This is a genomic window from Pseudomonas sp. CFBP 8758 (assembly GCF_014841725.1).
In the GTDB taxonomy this organism is placed as follows: domain Bacteria; phylum Pseudomonadota; class Gammaproteobacteria; order Pseudomonadales; family Pseudomonadaceae; genus Aquipseudomonas; species Aquipseudomonas baltica.
The window spans coordinates 331,160-350,911 of sequence record NZ_JACYUK010000004.1; the positions used below are offsets into that span (position 1 = coordinate 331,160).

Annotated in this window: 17 protein-coding genes; 5 read left to right on the forward strand and 12 right to left on the reverse strand. The window is 61.3% G+C overall.

The features are described 5' to 3' along the window. Window positions 1-78: 78 nt before the first annotated feature. Entirely contained in the window at window positions 79-1,203 is a 1,125-nt protein-coding gene (locus tag IFT75_RS10930) for a methyltransferase (RefSeq protein WP_192054784.1), read from the forward strand. A gap of 96 nt (window positions 1,204-1,299) precedes the next feature. Here IFT75_RS10930 and IFT75_RS10935 read toward each other — a convergent pair whose 3' ends face one another. The 10 genes from IFT75_RS10935 to IFT75_RS10980 all read right to left on the reverse strand — a co-directional run bounded on the left by IFT75_RS10935 (window position 1,300) and on the right by IFT75_RS10980 (window position 11,525). Beyond that, window positions 1,300-1,461, reverse strand: coding sequence for a DUF2474 domain-containing protein (locus IFT75_RS10935; protein WP_082223659.1), 162 nt, complete (start codon window positions 1,459-1,461; stop codon window positions 1,300-1,302). Window positions 1,462-1,511: 50 nt separating this feature from the next. Beyond that, window positions 1,512-2,519 carry a cytochrome d ubiquinol oxidase subunit II gene (gene cydB / locus IFT75_RS10940; RefSeq protein ID WP_122475377.1) on the reverse strand — a complete coding sequence of 336 codons (1,008 nt, stop codon included), beginning with the start codon at window positions 2,517-2,519 and terminating at the stop codon, window positions 1,512-1,514. 2 nt (window positions 2,520-2,521) lie between these two features. Continuing rightward, window positions 2,522-3,958 carry a cytochrome ubiquinol oxidase subunit I gene (locus IFT75_RS10945; protein ID WP_122475379.1) on the reverse strand — a complete coding sequence of 479 codons (1,437 nt, stop codon included), beginning with the start codon at window positions 3,956-3,958 and terminating at the stop codon, window positions 2,522-2,524. Window positions 3,959-4,286: 328 nt separating this feature from the next. Continuing rightward, window positions 4,287-4,820: a C39 family peptidase gene (locus IFT75_RS10950; RefSeq protein WP_244647087.1), complete on the reverse strand. Its 534-nt coding sequence runs from the start codon at window positions 4,818-4,820 to the stop codon at window positions 4,287-4,289. 98 nt (window positions 4,821-4,918) lie between these two features. After that, the gene (locus IFT75_RS10955; protein WP_185795195.1) at window positions 4,919-6,175 is read right to left on the reverse strand and encodes a transporter; all 1,257 of its coding nucleotides are present in this window, start codon (window positions 6,173-6,175) and stop codon (window positions 4,919-4,921) included. Between the two features lie 61 nt (window positions 6,176-6,236). Further along, the gene (locus IFT75_RS10960; RefSeq protein ID WP_185795194.1) at window positions 6,237-6,734 is read right to left on the reverse strand and encodes a hypothetical protein; all 498 of its coding nucleotides are present in this window, start codon (window positions 6,732-6,734) and stop codon (window positions 6,237-6,239) included. A gap of 38 nt (window positions 6,735-6,772) precedes the next feature. Next, window positions 6,773-7,363: a hypothetical protein gene (locus tag IFT75_RS10965; RefSeq protein WP_122475383.1), complete on the reverse strand. Its 591-nt coding sequence runs from the start codon at window positions 7,361-7,363 to the stop codon at window positions 6,773-6,775. Window positions 7,364-7,834: 471 nt separating this feature from the next. Beyond that, a complete protein-coding gene (locus tag IFT75_RS10970; RefSeq protein ID WP_192054786.1) occupies window positions 7,835-10,024 on the reverse strand; it encodes a xanthine dehydrogenase family protein molybdopterin-binding subunit in 2,190 nt (729 codons plus the stop codon). After that, complete coding sequence (locus tag IFT75_RS10975; RefSeq protein WP_122800663.1) at window positions 10,021-11,010, reverse strand: FAD binding domain-containing protein; 990 nt, start codon at window positions 11,008-11,010, stop codon at window positions 10,021-10,023. The genes IFT75_RS10970 and IFT75_RS10975 overlap by 4 nt, the downstream gene beginning before the upstream one ends. After that, window positions 11,007-11,525, reverse strand: a complete 519-nt coding sequence (locus IFT75_RS10980) for a (2Fe-2S)-binding protein (protein ID WP_192054942.1) — start codon at window positions 11,523-11,525, stop codon at window positions 11,007-11,009. The genes IFT75_RS10975 and IFT75_RS10980 overlap by 4 nt, the downstream gene beginning before the upstream one ends. 234 nt (window positions 11,526-11,759) lie before the next feature. Here IFT75_RS10980 and IFT75_RS10985 point away from each other — a divergent pair, with 234 nt between their 5' ends. The 3 genes from IFT75_RS10985 to IFT75_RS10995 all read left to right on the forward strand — a co-directional run bounded on the left by IFT75_RS10985 (window position 11,760) and on the right by IFT75_RS10995 (window position 15,082). Next, the gene (locus tag IFT75_RS10985; RefSeq protein ID WP_122475388.1) at window positions 11,760-13,052 is read left to right on the forward strand and encodes an NCS2 family permease; all 1,293 of its coding nucleotides are present in this window, start codon (window positions 11,760-11,762) and stop codon (window positions 13,050-13,052) included. Further along, complete coding sequence (gene trmA / locus IFT75_RS10990) at window positions 13,049-14,134, forward strand: tRNA (uridine(54)-C5)-methyltransferase TrmA (protein WP_192054787.1); 1,086 nt, start codon at window positions 13,049-13,051, stop codon at window positions 14,132-14,134. The genes IFT75_RS10985 and trmA overlap by 4 nt, the downstream gene beginning before the upstream one ends. A 96-nt stretch (window positions 14,135-14,230) precedes the next feature. Next, the gene (locus tag IFT75_RS10995) at window positions 14,231-15,082 is read left to right on the forward strand and encodes a shikimate dehydrogenase (protein WP_192054789.1); all 852 of its coding nucleotides are present in this window, start codon (window positions 14,231-14,233) and stop codon (window positions 15,080-15,082) included. Window positions 15,083-15,142: 60 nt separating this feature from the next. On the opposite strand, the gene IFT75_RS11000 is transcribed toward IFT75_RS10995, so the two are convergent. After that, on the reverse strand, window positions 15,143-15,814 hold the full coding sequence (locus IFT75_RS11000) for a TetR/AcrR family transcriptional regulator (protein ID WP_122475393.1): 672 nt from the start codon (window positions 15,812-15,814) through the stop codon (window positions 15,143-15,145). A gap of 94 nt (window positions 15,815-15,908) precedes the next feature. Next, window positions 15,909-17,819, reverse strand: a complete 1,911-nt coding sequence (gene quiC, locus IFT75_RS11005) for a 3-dehydroshikimate dehydratase QuiC (RefSeq protein WP_185795189.1) — start codon at window positions 17,817-17,819, stop codon at window positions 15,909-15,911. A 544-nt stretch (window positions 17,820-18,363) separates the two neighbouring features. Between quiC and IFT75_RS11010 the strand changes: the two genes are divergently transcribed. Continuing rightward, on the forward strand, window positions 18,364-19,704 hold the full coding sequence (locus IFT75_RS11010) for an MFS transporter (protein ID WP_185795188.1): 1,341 nt from the start codon (window positions 18,364-18,366) through the stop codon (window positions 19,702-19,704). The last annotated feature ends 48 nt before the right edge of the window (window positions 19,705-19,752 follow it).

Sequence of the window (19,752 nt, forward strand, 5' to 3'; positions counted from 1 at the left end):
GGCCGATGACCGCTTCTACAGGCTCCGCGTGCGATCGGGTAGAATCGCGGCTTTATTGCCGCTTTCGTGTCCTTCGCCATGCCTGTACTGACCTCGCCCTTCGCTGAACTCGATCTGATCCGCCAGCCCGATCAACCCAACGAACCGTTGCAGGCGTTCGATGCGGCGGACGAGTACTTGCTGGCCTACATGGTCGAGCACGCGCTGCCAGCCCAGGCCCGCGTGCTGATTCTCAACGACAGCTTCGGTGCTCTGGCCATCAGTCTGCAGAGCGTCGTGCAGGTGGTCAGCAGCGGCGATTCGTTTCTGGGCGCGCTAGGGCTGGAAAAGAACCTCACGCGCAACGGCCTGCCATTCGACAGCGTCGAGCTCATCCCGGCCAGCACCGATGTGCAAGGTCCGTTCGACCGTGTGCTGGTGCGCGTGCCCAAAACCCTTGCGCTGCTCGAAGAACAACTCATCCGCCTGCACGGCCACCTGAAGCCTGACGCCGAGGTGGTGGCCGCCGGCATGGTCAAGCACCTGCCTCACGCCGCCGGCGAGCTGCTGGAAAAATACATCGGCACGATGCGACCGTCATTGGCCGTCAAGAAGGCCAGGCTGTTGATCGCCACCCATGAAGACAAACCCGCACAAGCATCGCCCTACCCTACCCGCTATGCGCTGGACGAACCTGCGCTGACGTTGCTCAACCACGCCAACGTGTTCTGCCGCGAGGGCCTGGACATCGGCACTCGCGCATTCCTCCCCCACCTGCCGCGCAACCTGGGCTCGGCGCGGGTGGCCGACCTGGGCTGCGGCAACGGCGTGCTGGCCATCGCCAGCGCCCTGGCCAACCCGGAGGCGCACTACACGCTGGTCGATGAATCGTTCATGGCCGTGCAATCGGCGCGGGAGAATTGGCAAGCAGCCCTGGGTGCCCGTGAGGTCGAGGTCCGTGCCGGTGACGGACTTGCGGGCCAGGCACCGCAGTCGCTGGACGTGGTGTTGTGCAACCCGCCGTTCCACCAGCAGCAAGTGGTGGGCGATTTCCTAGCGTGGCGGATGTTCCAGCAAGCGCGCGAAGCCCTGGTTGCCGGCGGCGACCTGTACATCGTCGGCAATCGCCACCTGGGCTATCACAGCAAACTGGCGCGGCTGTTCCGGGCCGTAGAACAGGTGGCGTCCACGCCCAAGTTCGTGGTGCTGCGCGCACGCAAGTAAGCGCACTGCACAGGCGCTCAGCTGCCCTCAGGCAAAAAAAAGCCCTCCGCAAGGAGGGCTGTAAAATGAGCACTGCCAGGGCAGCACTGATGGGATTCAATGGGATTTCATCCCCGCCGCCGTCATGAACAGGCGGATCAACATGGCAAACAAGCCCAGCGCGACGACGCTGCCGGCATAGATCACCACCAGCCAGCCCAGGCGTTTCCACAAGGGCTTTTTCTCTTCGCTGTGCGTAACGATCGGTTTCTCGCTCATGCTTCTACTCCTGCCCGACCCAGGCCTTGGCCTGGGCAGCGGCGGTTGGACTAGTGGTAGCCGTCTTCGTGGGTAACCTTGCCGCGGAACACGTAGTAGCTCCAGAAGGTGTACACCAGGATGATCGGAATGATGAACAGCGTGCCCACCAGGATGAACCCCTGGCTCTGCGGCGGCGACGACGCGTCCCAGATCGAGATCGACGGCGGGATGATGTTCGGCCACAGGCTGATGCCCAGCCCGCTGTAGCCCAGGAACACCAGCAGCAGGGTCAGCAGGAACGGCGTGTAGTGCGCGTTGCGTTTCACCGAGCGCAGCAGGCCGACGACCGTGGCCAGCACCAGAATGGGCACGGGCAGGAAGTAGAACAGGTTCGGCGTGCTGAACCAGCGCGTGGCGATGTCGTCATGGGCCAGCGGCGTCCAGATGCTGACGATACCGGTCACGATCAGCAGCCCGTAGGTCAGCGGCGGCGCCAGTTTGTGCATGGCCTGCTGCAGGCTGCCTTCGGTTTTCATGATCAACCAGGTGCAACCGAGCAACGCGTAGGCAACGATCAGTGCCAACCCGCAGAACAGGCTGAACGGCGTCAACCAGTCGAAGCCACCACCGGCATAGTTGCGGTCGACCACGGCAATGCCGTCGATGTACGCACCCAGTGCCACGCCCTGGAAGAACGTGGCCGCCAGCGAGCCGCCAATGAACGCCTTGTCCCAGACATGGCGCTTGGCCGCAGTGGCCTTGAAGCGGAACTCGAACGCCACGCCACGAAAGATCAGGCCCATCAGCATCAGGATCAGCGGCAGGTACAGCGCCGACAACACCACCGAGTAGGCCAGCGGGAAGGCGCCGAACAACGCCGCACCGCCCAGGACCAGCCAGGTTTCGTTGCCGTCCCAGACCGGCGCCACGGTATTCATCATGACATCGCGGTCACCTTCGTCCTGCATGAAGGGGAACAGGATGCCGATGCCCAGATCGAAGCCGTCCATGATCACGTACATCATGATGCCGAAGATGATGATCACGGCCCAGATGAACGGAAGGTCGATACCCATGCTTAGTGCCCCTTGCTCAAGGTGTCGGTGTGGCCTTCTTCGGTGCCTTCATGGGCAGCCGAAAGAGGACGTGCAGGCGTGCGCTGGGTACCAGGGCCACCGGTGTTGATCTTGTCTTCGTGCGCCTTCGGACCCTTGCGCACCAGGCGCATCATGTAGCCCAGGCCCACGCCGAACAGCGCGAAATACACCACGACGAACATCACCAGGGTGAAGGTCATCTGGCCGATGCTGTGGTTGGAGGATGCGTCGGCAGTGCGCATCAGGCCGTAGACCACCCACGGCTGACGGCCGATCTCGGTGGTGAACCAGCCCGCCAGTATCGCGATCAGGCCCGATGGCCCCATCCACAGGGTGAGGTAGAGGAACGGGCGGCAGGTGAACAGCGCATCTTTCTTGCGCAGCCACACGCTCCACAGACCGACGAAGATCATCAGCATGCCCAGTCCGGCCATGACGCGGAACGACCAGAAGATGATGGTCGAGTTGGGACGGTCTTCCTTGGCAAACGACTTGAGCGCGGGTACCTGCTTGTCCAGGCTGTGGGTCAGGATCAGGCTGCCCAGGTACGGAATCTCGACGGCGAAACGGGTCTTCTCCGCTTCCATGTCGGGCCAGCCGAACAGGATCAGCGGCGTTGCCTCGTCACCCTTGTTTTCCCAGTGGCCTTCGATCGCGGCGATCTTGGCCGGCTGGTGCTCGAGCGTGTTCAAGCCGTGCATGTCACCCACGAAGGCCTGCACCGGCGCCACGATCAGCGCCATCCACATGGCCATGGAGAACATCCGGCGGATGGCCGGGGTGTTGCGACCGCGCAGCAGGTGCCAGGCCGCCGAGGCGCCGACGAAGAACGCCGTGGCCACGAACGCGGCAATGGACATGTGCACCAGGCGATACGGGAACGAGGGGTTGAAGATGACTGCGAACCAGTCGACCGGGATCACCCGGCCGTCGATGATCGCATGGCCCTGGGGGGTCTGCATCCAGCTGTTGGACGCAAGAATCCAGAACGTGGAAATCAGCGTGCCGATTGCCACCATTATCGTCGAGAAGAAGTGCAGGCCACGGCCCACGCGGTTCCAGCCGAACAGCATGACACCCAGGAAGCCCGCTTCCAAGAAGAACGCAGTGAGCACTTCGTAGGTCAGTAACGGCCCGGTGACGGCACCGGCGAAGTCGGAGAAGCGGCTCCAGTTGGTGCCGAATTGGTAGGCCATCACCAGACCGGACACGACGCCCATGCCGAAGTTGACTGCGAATATCTTCGACCAGAAGTGATACAGATCGCGGTAGGTGTCGTCACGGGTTTTCAGCCACATGCCTTCGAGCACAGCCAGGTAGCTGGCCAGACCGATGGTGATGGCGGGAAACAGAATGTGGAACGAGACCGTAAACGCAAACTGCATTCGGGCGAGATCGATTGCCTCTAAACCGAACATGGGGCTTCCTCTATCAGGTGAACCGGCGCAGGCGGGCGGCCCATGCCAGCGGCCCCTGCGAGGGGAGCGCGGTCTGATGACTTCGTTCTAGTGGAGTCCACGTCGCAGGGATTGTGGCCGTTTGGCCGCCATGCCGCGCCAGACGAGGCGTTGACATGGATGAAGACACCTTCAAAGAGTAGCCTTGTTTGCAGCCTTGGCCTGTGTGGTTTAGTGCCGCACGACCAGATGTCGCACCCGGTTTACTTTCCTCTGGTATGGGGTTTGGAAAGGCTATCTGTACGGCTTTGGTGGATCTGATACCTAGGCGCAAGGTAGTCGTACGGCATCATTGCACTGGGGTTCGTTGCATTGTCCGAACAGTTTCCCGCTCGGATGCAATCAAGCGACGCGATGGCAGCCTTAACCCATGCTCCGATGGCAGTCCGAAATGGTCTCGGCCCAGTGCAAGCGTTTCACCCTGCCATTGTTCGAACAGTTCAAACAGGGGCATACGGATATGTCCCCGTGCGGGATCTGCCACCAAAGCACTACCATTGCTTATACCTTTGAGCACGACAAAATGATTCAGCGTTTTTTGCCTGAGCAGGATGATCACCGGACCTTTCAGCAAGGCCAATGCCTGACGAGGCAACATCACACCTTCGGCCAGATAGCCTAAACGCTGGGCGGTGGTTTTGAGGTCAAGCAAGGAAAATCCTTGAGTGGTTCGCTCCATAGCCTTCTCATTGGTAAGCCTGGCAACCATGTCGGCGAGTACGTCCTGCTCACTCAGGGTCTCGCCGAAATACAAGTTGAGCAGAATGGTCAATGACGCAGCACCACAGGAGTAATCCAGCGTTTGGCGATCGATGTTAGCCATGCGCAATGCGACAAAGGATCTGGGAGCCTGGAATGGCGAAGCGTTCGCCATGATGGTCAACCCAAACATGAACGCCAGGCCAACCGCTAGATGACGCATCAATTGAACTGGCGCTTGAGGTTCAATGACATGGAAGCCGGCCCTGCATCGTCATTTAGCCCAAGCATGATTTGAGGAGAGACCACCCAATCGTCACGAAGCCGGTAGGACAGGTTGAAGGCAAGGTCCGCCGGATCGATATCAGTACCTTTGATGATTTGTCTATCTGCCTTCAAGTTGGCGCTGTAGCTATATGAGAATCTCGCCCCTATGGACAGCTTCTCATTCAGTGCAAAACCTGCACCCAAGTAACTCCGCAACGCCCAGCCCGGCTTCACGGCATAGCCGTCTATGGTGCTCTTAAAGAAGTGCTGATAGCTGAGACCGCCAAACAAAATGGCAGGGTCTGTGCTGCGCACCCACGCAATGCCTGGCGCTACGTTCCAGTGTCCCGAGCCGTTGTTCAACGGGTCCTTCCATCTGTTGGCTGCGTCGTTGTAGCGTTTTCGGCCGGTGGGGGCGCCGATGTCGAACGTGAACGAGAGAGCTGGATGTGCGGAGGTTTCGTCCAGCCACTGATACTGGACTCCAAAGCCTATGTCCGCGAGGTCCCACGCGCCGGTGGTACTTACATACTCATTGGAAGAGACATCTTCGACGCTCGTATAAGTGAAGGGCACTGCAAGATGCCCTTCCAACCGGTCGAAAAGCCCTGCGCGAAGCGTAGGTTCGAACTGGATGACGCGTGCACTGTAGGAGGATTTCTGGAAATAGCCAACGTCAAACAGATTGTGTTGCCGGCGGCTTTGCTTGTAAACAAGCCCCATATCGAACTCATACTCACCCGGCCCGAGCAATACCGTAGAGCCCACCAGGAAATCCAGCGGCGGTTGTTCGGTACGTTCGCCGTATTCGGCGGGAACATCCTCGGCTTCGGGATTCCGCTCTTCGACGAAGCTGCGAGTCAGTGCTTGTATTTCGGTCATCCTGACCTCGACCTCACCGAAGGTCGTGGATGTGAGCAAGGTCAACGTTGCGCCATTACTCATCAAGCGCCCCGAGGCTAGTTCGCCATTCTTGAATCGCACTTCATAATCATGGTCGGTTTGCAATGACGCAATGTCCGGACCCGGAATATTCAACCCCGTGCCGTAGGAAGCGCTGAAAACGCAGACGTCGCCCTCATAGCTGATCAACCTGCCTGAGAGGCTGTCGCCATTCTTCAGGTGGACAGTATCAGCCATTGCAACAGGAGCGGTAGATAACAGAATGCTGACACTCGCGGCAAAGTGCGTGAGTGAAGACGGGATAGACATTGGCGTCCTTGCGGTTATCGAAAAAAGTAGGCGCAGCACGTATCAAGGCTGCGCTTATGGGTCACCAGCGGAATGTGGAGATGGGCCGTGACCATTGACTGGCGCGGAAGCCATAGTTGCGCGGCGCCTTGGTCTCGCGATCCAGAGCCTGGTAGTGATGCTCGATTTCGCGGGCATTGGCACGATTCCAGGCGTTCATACGGCTAGTTGAATCGGCCAGCCAGACATCGCCTGCAACAAGCTCCAGCGTCCCGCCATCTCGATACCACTTATATTCATGCGGGCTATAAGCGAATCCTTGATATTGATAGGCTCGATAATCAGACTGACTACCGCGCTTTTTCCATGTGACCTGATGAGTTTTGATACCTTGGGTGACACTGGGTCGGGCGTATCCAGTGATGCGGGCCGTACCTTTTATTAGCGCCATTTGTCCATCGTCAAGTGTGCGCACTTCCATACCCGCGCCGCGCAGTGCTTCAACCATGGGAACCGCAGCATAACTGCCCACTGACGCCGCGACCAACATTACGCCTATCGAAAGGGCTTTCCATTGCATGGACAAATTTCTGTACTCCTTTATTAAAAAATCGGGACTTATACGTCAGGCGATTCAATGTCCGTCATGTAAAAGCCTATTTCAGCGATAAGTGCCACAAGTCGGGCGTCCGAACGGATTGCCTCGTTCATCTCTCGATGCAGGGTAGCTTCAATGCCCGGCGTGGTATTCATGATCACGTAATGTTCCAAATCATCGACCCCCCACAAACCATGACCCTCCGACACCGTTTGCTGTACGGCCTGCAGGCGCTCGCGGAACTCTTGCATCTGACCGTCTGAAACGTTGTGGGTCAGACGGGTTTCGATAGTTTGTGAACCCACGACTTCAACAATGGAATTGGCAAAGCCAATCATCCAACTCGGCACTTGGCATATCGCCAACTCTGCGCGACTCACCCCGCACTCACTCAATTCCCGCCCCTGCGCCCGCACTCGCTCGATTTCCCGTTCTTTGTCAGCCAGACTCACGGCAGCTGGAGAAAGCGTTACGTTATCGTGCCGAGAAGGTGGCGTTTCCGATGATAGGTTCAGTATCTGCTTGAAACTTTCCGTTGTGTCCGATGCTGGCTTTGACTCTTTAACCAACGGATTTACAACTCGAGTAAAATCGACTTTCGATACATTCATCGGTTGCCTCCTGGCAAGTAATGTCCGTTGCGCATCTTGCAGAAATTGAGCGTTAACAATGATGCGCCTGACTGCAGCGCGACGGTACTGTAGTCGACTTAACCCTACCGACGTCAAGGCGCGCCATAATCTGGAAAGTTAAAAAACATTGCAAGATAGCAGCCCAACCAAAGACTATTCGCAACAAGCTGTAAGAACATTCTGAAAAAAACCGCGTCGATACATACTTAGCGCGCAAAATCCGCTGGAGAGATAGTGAAATATTCCTTCTTCCTGCGGGTTTGCTCAGATAGCTGATGCCCATGATTATGGGTAGGCGGGCGACGGAGCCTGCACTGATCAACGCGGATACGCAGTCGCGATCGAAAGATTCTTCTGGTTTGCGTACTTGGCTTGCACCTGCAAGAACACTCCCCAAAAAACCTAAACGGCTCTTGAGGAGTGCACTGTCCTACCAAGACACCAGATGCGTTACATCACCTTGTCCAGCGTGATCGGAAACTCGCGAACACGCTTGCCGGTAGCGTGGTAGATGGCGTTGGCCACTGCAGCGGCAACCCCGACGATACCGATTTCGCCGACGCCTTTGGAACCCAGGGCGTTGACGATGTCGTCGGGCTCGTCGACGAAGATCACCTCGATATCGTTGATGTCCGCGTTCACTGGAATGTGATACTCGGCCAGGCTGTGGTTCATGAACCGGCCCAGGTTATGGTCGGTCTGGGTTTCTTCCTGCAGCGCCATGCCCAGGCCCCAGACCACGCCACCGAGAATCTGGCTGCGGGCCATCTTCGGATTGACCACGCGCCCAGCGGCCACGGCGCTGACCACACGGGTCACGCGAATGGTGCCCAGGTCTTCGTCGACCTCCACTTCAACGAACACCGCCGAATGGGTGGCCGTGGCATAGCCTTCGCGCTTCTTGTCCGGCTTGGCGTCGACCTGCGCTTCGAAAGTGTCCGAGCCGTCGATGCTGGCCAGGTTTGCCAGCGACAAATGGTGGCCAGGGCAACGCAGTTCGCCGCCCTCGACGAACACCTGCGCAGGATCGGCGTCGGCAAACGCCGGCTGCACCTGGCTGGCGGCATGGATGAGCTTGGCCTTGAGCGCTTCGCAGGCCTGCTGCACGGCCGTACCCACCGAAGACACGGTGAACGAGCCGCCCTGCAGCGGCGCCGTAGGCAGCGACGAGTCGCCCAGCTTGAACTCCACGTCCTGCGCGGCGACGCCGGCCGCCGCAGCGGCAATCTGGGTCATCACGGTATAGGTACCAGTGCCGATGTCAGTGGTCGCACTGCTCACCACCAGCTTGCCTTGCTTGTCCAGCCTGGCCTTGGCGCTGGCCGGCATCTGCATGGCTTCCCAGACCCCACCGGCCATGCCCATGCCTACCAGTTGGTTATCGCGGCGCATGCTGCGCGGCTCGACCTTGCGCTGGCTCCAGCCGAAGCGTTCGGCACCCTGCTGATAGCAGGCCTTGAGCTCTTTGCTGGAATACGGCTTGCCTTCGTTCTGGTTGGTGTCGGAGAAGTTGACCTGGCGCAGCTGGACCGGGTCGATCCTGGCCGCCACTGCCAGCTCGTCCATCGCGCACTCCAGGCCGATCATGCCCAGGGCTGCACCCGGTGCCCGCATGTCCAGCGGCGTGAACACGTCCAACGGCACCAGGTTGTAGGTCAACTTGACGTTGTCACAGTGGTAGAGCATGCCGCTCCATTCCACGACGTGCTCCGAGAAGTCTTCGAAGCGTGAGGTCTGCCCGGTCGCAGTGTGACCGACCGCCTGCAGCTTGCCGTCGGCGCTACAGGCCAGCTGCAGTTGCTGCACGGTGCGTGGGCGGTAACCGAAGGTGAACATCTGCTGGCGGGTCAGGGTCACGCGCACCGAACGCTTGAGGTGCAGGGCCGCCATTACGGCCAAGGGCAGCTGATACTGCGGACGCAGGCCGGAACCAAAGGCGCCGCCGACGAAGGCGGCCATGACGCGGATCTTTTTCTTGTCCAGGCCGAACACGTTGGACAGGTAGGTCTGACAGTTCTGCGTGCTCTGGGTCTTGTCGTGGATGACCAGGCTGCCATCGGCCTGGTAGAGCGCCGTGCTGGCGTGCGGCTCCATCGGGTTGTGGTGCTCGACCGGTGTGTCGTAGGTCGCGTCGACGGTGATCGGCGCAGCTGCGAATTGCCCGGCGAAATCGCCACGTGGCTCGGGCAGCTCGGCGGGTGCCGGCTTGGCGGCGGACAGCTGGGCGCGCAGGTCGGTCTGGTGGGATTCCTGGGCGTACTCGATCTGCACCAGCGAGCCTGCATGGCGGGCAAGCTCCAGGTTATCAGCGACGACCAGGGCCAGTGGCTGGCCGCTGTACAACACATTGTCGTTGTACAGCGGGCGAAACGGCGAGCCATCGGCGGAGTCGTCGTCTTCGTATTTTTCGTCGTAGCTGGCCAGCTTCGGCCGGTTGCTGTGGTCGATCACGGCCACCACACCGGGCAGCGCCAGCGCCCTGGAAGCGTCGATGGAAACCACTCGACCATTGGCGATGGTGCTGGAGACAACGCTGCCGAACAGCAGGCCGTCTTCCGGGAACTCGCCGGCGTAGCGCGCTTGACCCGTCACTTTGACCAGACCGTCGACGCGGTCCATGGGTTGGCCGAGTGTGCTCATGGCTGCATCTCCCCTTTTGCGGCATCGCTCAGGGCACGGACTATCGCGCGGCGGGCCAGCTTGATCTTGAAGGTGTTGTGTTGCAGGCCGCGAGCGTCCTGCAACAACAGGTCGGCGGCTTTGCCGAAGGTTTCGGCAGTGGCGGGCTGGCCGATCAGCAGGCGTTCCACCGCCTCATCGCGCCATGGCTTGTGAGCCACCCCGCCCAGCGCCAGGCGGGCGTCGCGGATGGTCTCGCCGTCGAGTTCCAGAGCGGCCGCAACCGAGACCAGTGCGAAGGCATAGGACGCCCGATCGCGAATCTTCAGGTACTGGCTGTGGGCGGTGAAGCCGGCGGCAGGCAATTCCACTGCGGTGATCAGCTCGTCATCGGCCAATTGGTTGTCGCGCTCGGGGGCGTCGGCAGGCAGGCGGTGAAAGTCGGCGAACTCGATGGTGCGTGCGCCGTTCGGGCCTTGCACATGAACCACGGCAGCCAGGGCCGCCAAGGCCACACACATATCCGAAGGATGGGTGGCCACGCATTGCTCGCTGGCGCCAAGAATGGCGTGAATGCGATTCAGGCCGTCCTTGGCCGGGCAGCCGGTGCCAGGCTCGCGCTTGTTGCACGGCATCTTCGAATCATAGAAGTAGTAGCAACGCGTGCGTTGCAGCAGGTTGCCACCGGTGCTGGCCATGTTGCGCAGCTGCGGCGATGCGCCCGCCAGAATCGCCTGGCTGAGCAATGGGTAACGCTGTTCGATCAACGGATGCCAGGCCAGGTCGGCATTGCTCACCAATGCGCCGATGCGCACGCCGCCGTCGGCGGTCTCCTCGACTTCGCGCAGAGGCAGACCGGTGATGTCGATGAGCTGCTCGGGCTGCAGGACGTTTTCTTTCATCAGGTCGAGCAGGTTGGTGCCGCCGGCGATGAAGCGCGAGTGCGGGCCGGCCAGGCGTACGGCTTCATCGACGCCTGCAGGCTTGGCGTAGGTAAACGGATTCATGAGCGCTCACCCCCCTGCACTTCGACCACTTCTTCGATGGCCGCGCGAATATTGCTGTAGGCACCGCAACGGCACAGGTTGCCGCTCATCAATTCCTTGATGTCGGCTCTGGATTCGGCGCGACCCTCGTTGATCAGGCCGACGGCGGAACAGATCTGCCCAGGCGTGCAGTAACCGCACTGGAAAGCGTCGTGCTTGATGAACGCCGCCTGGACCGGATGCAGTTGGTCACCCTGCGCCAGCCCTTCGATGGTGGTCAGTTCGGCGCCATCGCACATCACGGCCAGGGTCAGGCAGGCATTGACGCGTTTGCCATTGAGCAGCACGGTGCAGGCACCGCACTGGCCGTGGTCGCAGCCTTTCTTGCTGCCGACCAGGTCGAGTTGTTCGCGCAACAGGTCCAGCAGCGTGGTCCAGGGCAGCACGTCGAGTTGACGTGATTGGCCATTGAGTTGCAGGGAAATGCTGTGGCTGGCGTACGGCTGCGCACCAGCGCTTGTAGAAAGCGTGTTCATCGGGTCGACCTCACGGTAATTCAGCTTGCTGCGCGACATTTTTCTTGTCGCGTCGTTTGCAGGTACGACTTTGAGCGGTCGCCATTCGTTCAGACGAGCTGATGAGTGTTTCCATGCGGTGCTGCTGGTATGATGCGCGGCTTTTTTTACCGCCCGGATGTGCTTTGCTATCAGGGTCGACACTAACACTCGACAACAACGGCAACGGCGCAAAAAGCGCCACAGGGAGCAGGCATGCTGGAAAGGCTGTTTCAACTCAAGGCGCACAACACCAACGTGCGCACGGAAATACTCGCCGGGGTGACGACCTTCCTGGCGATGGCCTACATCCTGTTCGTCAACCCCAGCATCCTGGGCGAAACCGGCATGGACAAGGGCGCGGTCTTCGTCGCGACCTGCCTGGCTGCAGCCATTGGCTCGACGATCATGGGCCTGATCGCCAACTACCCGATCGCCCTGGCGCCCGGCATGGGTCTGAACGCCTTCTTCACCTACACCGTGGTCCTGCACATGGGCCACACCTGGCAAGTGGCGCTGGGTGCGGTGTTCATCTCGGCCGTGTGCTTTTTCCTGCTGTCGATCTTTCGCATCCGCGAATGGATCGTCAACAGCATTCCCCTGCCGCTGCGCTCGGCCATCGCCGCCGGCATTGGCCTGTTCCTGGCGCTGATCGCCCTGCAGGGCGCTGGCATCGTGGTCGGCAATCCGGCCACGGTGGTGGGCATGGGCGACCTGACCAAGCCCGGCGCGGTGCTGGCGATCCTGGGCTTCTTCCTGATCGTCGCCCTGGAGGCGCGCAAGGTTCGCGGGGCGGTGCTGATCGGCATTCTGGTGGTGACCACCGCCTCTATTCTGCTGGGCTTCAGCCCGTTCAACGGGCTGGTGTCGATGCCGCCTTCGCTGGCACCGACGTTCATGCAGCTGGACATCGCCGGGGCCCTGGACATCGGCCTGCTGAGCGTGATCTTCGCCTTCCTTTTCGTGGACCTGTTCGACAACTCCGGGACCTTGATCGGCGTCGCCAAGCGCGCCGGCCTGATGGGCAAGGACGGCCACATGCCGAAGATGGGCCGCGCGTTGATCGCCGACAGCACGGCGGCCATGGCCGGCTCGCTGCTGGGCACCTCCACCACGACCAGCTACATCGAGTCGGCCGCAGGTGTGAGTGCCGGTGGACGCACCGGGCTGACCGCCATCGTGGTTGCGGTGCTGTTTTTGCTGGCGCTGTTCTTCGCTCCGCTGGCCGGCAGCGTACCGGCCTATGCAACGGCACCGGCGCTGTTCTTCGTGGCGGTATTGATGGCCTCGGGGCTGGCTGAAATCGACTGGGACGACATCACCGAAGCCGCACCGGTGGTGGTCACCGCTTTGGCCATGCCACTGACCTATTCAATCGCCAATGGCATCGCCTTCGGCTTCATCGCCTGGACCTTGATCAAGCTGCTGGCGGGCCGTACCCGCGACTTGAATTCGGCCCTGGTGATTCTTTCCATTCTGTTCGTTGTGAAACTGGGCTGGTATCCATGAGTGCTGTTCTCGACCCCTCCTCCTACACCCAGCAGCTGGATGACAAAGTGGCGCGCCTGCGCGCGCTGCTGGCGCCATTCGACGCCCCGGAACCGGCTGTCTTCGATTCGCCGCGCGAGCACTACCGGCTGCGTGCGGAATTTCGCCTGTGGCGCGAGGATGGCCAGCGGCACTATGCGATGTTCGCTCCCGGCGAGAAGCATGTACCGATCCTGATCGACAGCTTCCCGATTGCCAGCATCCGCATCAACGAGCTGATGCCGCGCCTCAAAGCTGCCTGGCAGAACGATGCAGCGCTGAGCTACAAGCTGTTCCAGGTGGAGTTCCTGACCACCCTGGACGGCGACGCCATGGTCACCCTGTGTTACCACCGCCCGCTGGACGAGCACTGGCAGCGCGCGGCCGAGCAGTTGGCGAGCGATCTGGGCGTGAGCCTCATCGGTCGTTCCAAGGGCAAGCGTGTGGTCATCGGCCGCGACTATGCAGTCGAGGCGCTCGAAGTCGCTGGCCGTACCTTCCGCTATCGCCAGCCCGAGGGCGCGTTCACCCAGCCCAACGGCACGGTCAACCAGAAGATGCTCAACTGGGCGTACGAGGCGTTGGGCTCGCGTGACGATGATCTGCTGGAGCTGTATTGCGGCAATGGCAATTTCACCCTGCCGCTGGCCACACGAGTACGCAAGGTCCTGGCCACGGAGATCAGCAAGACGTCGGTTGCCGCTGCCCTGCACAACCTCGACGACAACGGGGTCGATAACGTGACGCTGGTGCGTCTGTCGGCCGAAGAGCTGACCGAGGCGCTGAACGAGGTGCGGCCGTTCCGCCGCTTGCAGGGCATCGATCTCAAGGCCTATGACTTCGGCAGCGTATTCGTCGACCCACCACGGGCCGGCATGGATGCAGACACCTGCGAGCTGACCCGGCGCTTCGACAACATCCTGTACATCTCCTGCAATCCGGAAACCCTGGCGGCCAACATCCAGCAGCTGCATGACACCCACAAAGTGGCCAAGTGCGCGCTGTTCGACCAGTTTCCGTATACCCACCATATGGAATCGGGGGTCCTGCTGGTGCGCCGTTGAGGCGCGCCGTGCGCCATCGGCGAAAACCATTTGACGTAAGTAACTAGTTCGTACAATTTATCTCCATTAAACAAACAATAACAATGGAGTCATTCGATGAGCGGCAATAACGTCCTGGCAGGCCTGATCGGCGCCGGTATCCAGCAGTCCCGTACCCCGGCCATGCACGAGCGCGAAGGCGCCGCGCAGGGCTTGGGTTATGTCTACCGATTGATCGATCTGGATGCGCTGAAGCTCGACAACGGCGCCCTCGAAGAACTGCTCACTGCCGCTCAGCGCATGAGCTTTACCGGCTTGAACATCACCTTCCCTGCCAAGCAGGCGATCATTCCGCTGCTCGATGAGCTGTCGCCGGAAGCGGCCGGGATCGGCGCGGTGAATACCGTGGTGCTCAAGGATGGCAAACGGGTGGGCCACAACACCGACTGCCTGGGTTTCGCCGAAGGTTTTCGCCGCGGCATGCAGGGTGCCAAGCGCGACCGTGTGGTGCAGATGGGCGCCGGTGGCGCCGGTGCGGCAGTGGCCCATGCGTTGCTGCTCGAGGGTGTGGGGCAACTGAGCATTTTCGATGTCGAGTCGGCACGGGCGCAGGCTTTGGCGGACAACCTCAATCAGCATTTTCCGGGGCAGCCGGCGCGCGTGGGCAGTGACCTGCTGGCGGCCTTGTCCGAGGCCGACGGCCTGGTCAATACCACGCCGATGGGCATGGCCAAGCTGCCGGGAATGCCTGTGCCCAAGGCGGCCTTGCACCCGGGGTTGTGGGTGGCCGAAATCGTCTATTTTCCGCTTGAGAGCGAACTGCTGCGTGAAGCTCGCGCCCTGGGTTGCCGTACGCTGGACGGTGGCACCATGGCGGTGTTCCAGGCAGTGAAGGCCTTCGAGCTGTTCAGCGGCCGGCAAGCCGATGCCGAACGCATGATGGCGCATTTCGCCGAAATGAACGGATAAGCCAGGACCCCGATCACGACCCGTGTCGGCGGCCAAGGTGGTGTGTCAGGCGGAATGCGGCTACGGGGCCTGGATGAAGCGCAGGAGCGATTCGCAGAGCATTTCGCGGTGGTGCAGCTTCAACGTGGCTTCGTTGAAATCGACCTGGAACAACTCGCCGAAGGTGTGCTTGTTGGACACTCGGTAGAAGCAGAACGAGCTGATCAGCAAATGCACGTCCATGGCATCCAGGCCCGGACGAAACACGCCCTGCTCGGTACCGCGCCGCAGCAGGTCGGCCAACGCCAGCAGCACGGTCTTGTTCAACTCGCGAATGCTCGTGGACTTCTTGACGTACTCGCCCTTATGCATGTTTTCGTTGCACACGATACGCACGAAATCCTCGTTGCGATCATGGTGATCGAAGCTGAACTCCACCAACCGCCGGATGCCTTCCACCGGCGTCAGCTCGTCCAGATGCAGCTTGGCTTCGGTACCGCGAATATCGCCGTAGAGCTTTTCCAGCACCTCCAGATACAGCTGCTCCTTGCTGCTGAAATAGTAATAGATCATGCGCTTGGAGGTGTGCGTACGCTCGGCGATGGCATCCACGCGCGCGCCCGCCAGGCCCTGCTCGACGAATTCGGTGATAGCGGCCTGCAGGATGTTCTCGCGGGTCTTCTCGGGGTTGTTCTTGCGGGGCTTGCGAGGAACGTCGGTCGATTGCGCGTCCGCCTCTGAGATCGTAGTCATGCTGGGCTCACGGCCGTCGTTGGTCAGGGGCCATTATGCGGCGCGCCGCGCGCCCATGGAAAGCCCGCAGCACACCTGCGCTGCGGGCAGGCCTTCACAGCTTGGCGTGACGGATGCCACCGGCGCGCGCCTTGGCCATGGCCGACAGCCGCACGGCGACGTTGGCCGCGCCATAGCCGGCATAACCACCACGACGCTGCAGCACCTCGAAGAAGAAACGCTCCTCGAACGGCTCCGTGTACACGTGGAACAGCTCGCCACCGTTGGCGTCACGGTCGTACAGCACGTTGTAGTACGCCAGCTCGCTGAGGAATTCGTCGTCGAAATCGAACCGCGCGCCCAGATCGTCGTAATAGTTGAGCGGGATGTCCAGCAGTGCCACCCCCGCCTCCTTGGCCTTGCTCACGGCCGCGAATATGTCGTCGCAATCGAAGGCGATGTGATGCACGCCCGAGCCGCGATAAGTCGACAGCGCATGGGAGATCGCCGTGTTGCGGTTCTCCGAGATGTTCAGCGGCAGGCGGATCGAGCTGCACTGGCTGCGCACCGCACGGCTTTTCACCAGGCCGTAGGGGTCGGGCAGCACCACCTCGTCGTCGGCCTTGAAGTCCAGCACGGTCTTGTAGAACAGCACCCAGCTGTCGAGGGTGTCCGGCGGTATGGCCATGGCCATGTGGTCGATGGACTTGAGCATGCCGGGTGTCGCCGCGGGTGCACTGAGGCTGAAATCGGACTCGTAGATGGTCGGCCCGTCGCTGGCGTCGTCCACCAGGTAGATCAGGCTGCCATCCAGGGCCCGCACGGCGGCCAGCTGGCGCTCGTTGGGGCCGACCAGACCGCGGAAAGGCTGGGCCTTGTAGGCCACGGCGCGCTCCAGCGCCTTGGCGCTGTCCTTGACCCGCAACGCCGTGGCACACAGTGAGGGGCCGTGGGATTCGAAGAAGTTGTGGGCGAAGGAGTACGGTTCGGCGTTGAGGATCAGGTTGATATCGCCTTGGCGCAGCAGGCTGACGTTCTTGGAACGGTGTTGACCGGCCTTGGCGAAGCCCAGTTGCTGCAGCCAGTGGCTGAGCTTGGCGCCCAGGCTTTCGTCCACGGCGAACTCGAGAAACTCGATGCCCTGGTATTCATCCGCAGCCGGGGGCGCGAAGAGAATATCCAGGTTGGGCACCGGCGTAGCCTCCTGTTCCAGCAGCTTGCGGGTCTTTTCCTCGAGGTACAGCAGCGAGCGCAAACCGTCGGCCGCGTTGGCCCGAGGCGGTGCGGCACGGAAACCGTCGTTGAAGATTTCCAGGGACAACGGCCCGGTGTAGCCGGTCTTGATGATCGGCGCGAGAAAGCCCGGCAGGTCGAACTCGCCCTGCCCGGGGAAGCAGCGGAAATGTCGGCTCCACTCCAGCACGTCCATGGCCAGAATGGGCGCATCGGCCATCTGCACGAAGAAGATCTTGTCACCGGGAATGTCGGCGATCGCTCGCGGATCGCCCTTGAGCGACAGCGTGTGAAAGCTGTCGAGCAACACGCCCAGTGCCTTGTGGTCGGCCTGGCGAACGATGTCCCAGACCTGCTGGTAGGTGTTGACGTGGCGGCCCCAGGCCAGGGCTTCGTAGCCGATGCGCAGGCCACGCTTGTCGGCGCGTTCGGCCAATTGGCGCAGGTCGTCGACGAGAATCTGCTGTTCGCCTAGGGAGTCGGCAGCGGTATTGCTGCATACCAGCACCAGGTCGGTACCCAGTTCCTGCATCAAGTCGAACTTGTGCTCGGCGCGGTCGAAGTTGCGCGCCATGCGCGAACGGTTGCCACCTTCGAAGTCACGGAACGGCTGGAACAGGGTGATGGCGATGCCCAGGTCGGCGCACATCTGCCGAACTTCCCGGGGGCTGCCGTCGTAGTACAGCAGGTCGTTTTCGAAGATTTCCACACCATCGAAACCGGCGGCGGCAATGGCTTCGAGTTTTTCCGGCAGGGTACCGCTCAGGGACACAGTGGCGATCGAACGCTGCATGGCACGCTCCAATGACTGCTCGAGGGCTTACGGGGAGGCCTCGAAACGAGCCTTTTTCTGCAGTTCTGCCGTGCCCTTGCAAGCAGGCAAAACCGTGATGAAAGAAGTGGTTGTATCAGCCTGCTACTCTACCCGAGCACGTACCAACCAGTTAGTTTTGCGTGCGATTATCGACCAATTACCGCATGGGTCGATTGATTCGCCGGGGCCGTGTGCCCACCATCGTTCCCGACAGTGAAGCTGGTCGATGCACATTTTGCCAATCGACCGAGCGCGGACCGTCAGCACCGCCGGTCAACACCCCATAAGAATTTCAAGAACCCAGGTAATCGCTCATGCACACCCCTATCTGCTCCTGCGCCGTGTCCGTACCCGCCCCCGGTTGCGTCGAAGACTACCAGGACGCACCTGTCTGACCCCACCGAGCGCACCCCTGACGGCGACGTCTCTGATACCGTGCACGCCGCTGTATCGGACTGCGCCGCGCTCAGTCGAAGTTCGGCGGTGGCTCCTGCCCACCGCGCCTGTACGGAAGGCCCTAACCATGACACAACCCCACAGCTCCGCCCTGCCCCGCGCCCAACAGGCGCCCGATGCCAAAGTCGGTTTCCGGGACATGGTCAAAGCCGGCGCCGCGGTCGGCAAGACTCGCTGGGGCATGCTCGCCCTGGTGTTCTTCGCGACCACCCTGAACTACATCGACCGCGCCGCGCTGGGCGTGATGCAGCCGATCCTGGCCAAGGAAATGAACTGGACGGCGATGGACTACGCCAACATCAATTTCTGGTTTCAGGTGGGCTACGCCATCGGCTTCCTGCTGCAGGGCCGGTTGATCGACAGGATCGGCGTCAAGCGCGTGTTCTTCTGCGCGGTGCTGCTCTGGAGCCTGGCCACCGGCGCCCATGGCCTGGCGACTTCGGCGGTGGGCTTCATGGTCTGCCGGTTCGTTCTCGGGCTCACCGAGGCGGCCAACTATCCGGCCTGCGTGAAGACCACCCGGCTGTGGTTCCCGGCCAGGGAGCGCGCGGTGGCCACGGGCATCTTCAATGCCGGCACCAACGTGGGCGCCCTGCTGACGCCGATGATGCTGCCGCTGATCCTCAGCGTCTGGGGCTGGCAGGCGGCGTTTCTCACCATCGCCCTGCTGGGTCTGGCCTGGGCGGTGTTCTGGGGCCTGAAGTACTTCGACCCGGACCAGCACCCCCGGGTCAAGGCCAGCGAACTGGAATACATCCAGGATCAGGAAGCGCCCGAACAAGCGGGCGTGCCGTTCTGGAAGATCATGACCATGCGCGGCACCTGGGCCTTCGCCGGGGCGTTCATGATGACGGCCCCGGTGTTCTGGTTCTACCTGTACTGGCTGCCGCCGTTCCTCAATCAGCAATACCAGTTGGGCATCAACGTCACCCAGATGGGCATTCCGCTGATCATCATCTACCTGAGTGCCGACGTCGGCAGCGTGGGCGGCGGCGTGCTGTCGTCGTTCCTGATCGGCCGCGGCATGCAGCCGGTGAAAGCGCGGCTCTTGTCGATGCTGGTGTTTGCTCTAGCGATCATCAGCGTGGTGTTCGCCGCTGGCGCGGCCAACCTGTGGGTGGCGGTGGCGGCGATTTCGCTGGCCATTGCCGCGCACCAGGCGTGGACGGCCAACATCTGGAGCGTGGTGATGGACTACACGCCCAAGCACATGATGAGCACGGTGTTCGGCTTCGGCGGCATGTGCGCGGCGGTGGGCGGGATGTTCATGACCCAGGTGGTGGGCTACATCCTGACGGTGACCAACAACAACTACACGGTGTTGTTCACGATCATTCCGGCGATGTATTTCATTGCCCTGGTGTGGCTGTACCTGATGGCACCGCGCAAGGTGCCGCAGGGGGGTTGAGCCAGGCGCGGATTTGCGGTGGAGCTCTTCGCGGGCAGAGCCCGCTCC